This window comes from Acidithiobacillus sp., from assembly GCF_027322205.1.
Taxonomy (GTDB): domain Bacteria; phylum Pseudomonadota; class Gammaproteobacteria; order Acidithiobacillales; family Acidithiobacillaceae; genus Acidithiobacillus.
Genome location: NZ_DAHVHY010000120.1, coordinates 1 through 3,288, shown reverse-complemented (window position 1 = coordinate 3,288; position 3,288 = coordinate 1). Strand labels below are relative to the sequence as shown.

The window sequence follows — 3,288 nt, the reverse complement described above, 5'->3', positions numbered from 1 at the left end:
GGTCTTTCTGATCATCGCTTTGGGGTTCAGCCTAGCGGCTTATCGACGCATCCTCTTCCTGGATCGCCGATGGGATGTGCAACGCCAGACCTTCGAGCAGACCCTGACCGCACAAGCCACCCACGACGTGCTGACCGGCCTGCCCAACCGCGATGGTCTGCGACTGATATTTGATCAGGCGTTAGCCCGTACTGAACGGCAGGAGCACTTGCTGGCCGTGGGGTTTCTGGACCTGGATGCCTTCAAGCCGGTCAATGATACTTATGGCCATGCCATCGGCGACGAGTTGCTGAAAGAGATGGCCCGCCGCCTGCAAGAGGCCGTGCGCCGGACAGATACGGTGGCGCGCCTGGGTGGTGATGAGTTTGTACTGTTACTGGAAGGCCTGCGCGGCATGGAGGAACTCGATCAGGTCCTGGTCCGTCTCCGGGCGGCAATTGCGCAGCCTTTCCCGATCCATGGAGAAGCGATCAGCATTCAGGCCAGCCTGGGACTCAGCATCTATCCTTTCGACGAGGGCGACGCGGATCTGCTCATGCGTCACGCCGATCAGGCCATGTACGCCGCCAAGGCCCGTCCGCACCGCGGGTACGAAGGCTGGGCGCAGATCTATTCCCCGGAGCTGGGCAACATCAACGCAGACGAAGAACTGTTGCGTCAAGGTTTTCTGCAGGCTTTGGCCACTGGCGCGGTGACACTGCGTTACCAGCCGCTGGTGGCCCTGGCGACGGGCCGGGTGGCGGGCCTCGAGGCCTTGACCCGCTGGCACCGGGAAGGTCGGGAGATTTCCCCGGATCAATTTCTCCCCGCTCTGGGTGCGCTGGAACGTCAGGCACTGGGGCGTTTCGTGCTGCAGACGGGGCTACGGCAACTGACACAATGGCGGGAAACCGGACTGGACCTCTTTCTCAGCGTCAATGTGACGCCGGAAGAACTCGATAGCCCCGGATTTGCCGACATGGTCTTTGGCGTCCTGGCTACGCATCCAGGCATCCCCCCGGAATCCCTGATTCTGGAAGTACTGGAGATCGGAGAAATCCTCGAACAGGACGTCGCTTTGAGACATCTCCAGCAACTGCGCGGTGCGGGAGTGAAGATCGCGCTGGATGACGTGGGGAGTGCGTATGCCTCACTCTTGCGGCTCAAAAATCTGCCCATCGACGAAATCAAGATTGATCAGGGTTTTATCCGCGAGTTGTCGAACAAGCCCCAGGACCTGGTATTCGTAGAGAGTCTCGTCAGTCTGGGTTTGGGCATGGACGTCACCATCGCCGTGGAAGGGGTGGAAACCGAAGCGCATATCGCCCTCCTGCGCGATATGGAGGTGCATTACCTCCAGGGGTATGCCATTGCCAAACCATTGGAAGCAGCAGTGGTGGCGGATTTTGTGCGCACCTTTGTCCTCGGCTCCGGGGATACCGACACCCCGCTGCTGGCCCTGTATCGGCATCTGGGATGGGTGCATATGGCAGAAGAGGCCGCGATGAATCATGGGGGTTACGAGCATGCGGACCTGGCTGCCTGCCCGATCACCACCTGGCTGCACGCCCACGCGCCAGAACTGCCAGGGGTGGAGGCCTTGCTGGCCGAGCATGAAGCAGTGCATGCTCTGGGGCGAAAAATCTTTCAGGTACGGCAAAGCGGAAATCGCGAGGAACTCCATCGGCTGCTCGGTCAGTTGCATATATACAGCCATCGGTTTCAAGAAGGGCTGGGTCAGGTGGTGCGGATCATGCTGGACAACGCAGCAGCCAAGGCGCCACCCGCGCCTTCAGAAAGCACCTAGCAATAACAGCGCCGCTTGGAGATTCATTGCGCGTTTGTCCGGATAATAAAATCCTGAGATATAACACCTGCCCATTATCGGTTGGAAAGCACTGTTATCAGCATTCCCTATAAATATATAGACACTATATATAGATGCGATTTTGTTAACCTTGGTATATATTGCACATATAAACAGGGGAAATTCAGCCATGGTGCGGTCCTATAATTATATATTATAATTTATGAATTTTGTCAAAACAGTCATTGAAAATAATACTTGCGCATAACCGATTGGAAGGCTATAATTAATCGCTGCACAGATGCACTATACTCTGTTATTTATGAGGAAATTGAACATGGCCTACAGCGAAAAATTCCAGAAACTTGCCGATACCGCCCGTTCGCGGGTGGAGGAAGTGCCGCCAGAACAAGTGGACGCTTTGTTGGCCTCTGGCGCCATTGCCCTGGATATCCGTGATAAAGAAGAGCACGATGCAGATCATATCGAAGGCTCGCTACACGTCAGTCGCGGCAAACTGGAGATGAACATCGAGGGCGCGATCCCCGACCTGAATACCACGATTCTTTGCTATTGCAATGCCTATAACCGTGGGGCGCTATCGGCAGATACGCTGCGCAGCATGGGCTACAAAAATGCCAAGTTCATCGCTGGCGGCCTGAAAGCCTATCGCGCACTCGCTTGAGTCTTATGGGGGGCCTGGAGGATGCAGTCCATGTTCGAGCGCGAGAAAATCTGTATGCTGGAGGGCGATGCGCAAGCAGACGACACCCAAATCAGGTCGGCACATACCCCGCATGGCAATATACTCCCCCTGGGCGGGGCCGGTTGCAGCACGATCGCCGCTGGCGCAGGTCAGGATCCTGCGCGCGCTGCCAGGTTCATTTTCCTATTGGTTTTCCGATCCGGTCATGCACACGCAGAAACCGCGAAAAGCGCATGCGCCATGGCGCCAATAGTGTGTTTGCGCAACATATCCATCTCTTGAAGACGCAAGTGTGCCCACTGGCAGTGCACCGGACAGGCGGTTTCATCGGCGCAGACTTTCAGCCCTAAAATACAGTGTAGCGCAGAAGAATGACCTTCTACGGCCTCCACGACATCCAGTATATTGAGCTTCTCCGCTCCGGGCATCAGCATAAAGCCACCGCCGCGGCCCTTTACCGACTCCAGCAGCCCCCGCTTGGCCAGGGTGCGAAATATCTTCGTCACGCACTGATTTGGAGTACCTAAATATTTGGCGACGTCGCGGCTCAGCACCGGCTCTCCGGGTGTCTGTGCGGCAAGATAAATGAGCCCTCGAAGGGCATATTCCGTGGCTTTGCTGAGCATCATGATAACCCTCTGAATGATTTTGCCGTATTAATCAGAAAAAACCATAGCCCATCACCAGCTTACCCAAAATCAGGGCGGTAAAGAGCAGGAAGAGGTAAGAGATAGAGTAGGCAAACATGCTCCGGGCGTACTGGTCCATCTCTTTCCCTTCGGGCATGGTTTTGAGG

At 56.0% G+C, this 3,288-nt stretch carries 3 protein-coding genes; 2 read left to right on the top strand and 1 reads right to left on the bottom strand.

What is annotated here, in order from left to right; translation table 11 throughout:
* Positions 1 to 1,786 (top strand): putative bifunctional diguanylate cyclase/phosphodiesterase (locus tag M7F93_RS11475; protein ID WP_298173628.1); only part of this gene is annotated, 1,786 nt, incomplete at its 5' end.
* 337 nt (positions 1,787 to 2,123) lie between these two features.
* Positions 2,124 to 2,471 (top strand): rhodanese-like domain-containing protein, encoded by a 348-nt coding sequence (locus M7F93_RS11470; RefSeq protein ID WP_298173625.1) that lies wholly within the window; start codon positions 2,124 to 2,126, stop codon positions 2,469 to 2,471.
* Between the two features lie 224 nt (positions 2,472 to 2,695).
* Here the strand turns inward: M7F93_RS11470 and M7F93_RS11465 are convergent, their stop codons facing one another.
* Positions 2,696 to 3,121, bottom strand: a complete 426-nt coding sequence (locus tag M7F93_RS11465) for an RrF2 family transcriptional regulator (RefSeq protein ID WP_298173622.1) — start codon at positions 3,119 to 3,121, stop codon at positions 2,696 to 2,698.
* Positions 3,122 to 3,288: the final 167 nt, after the last annotated feature.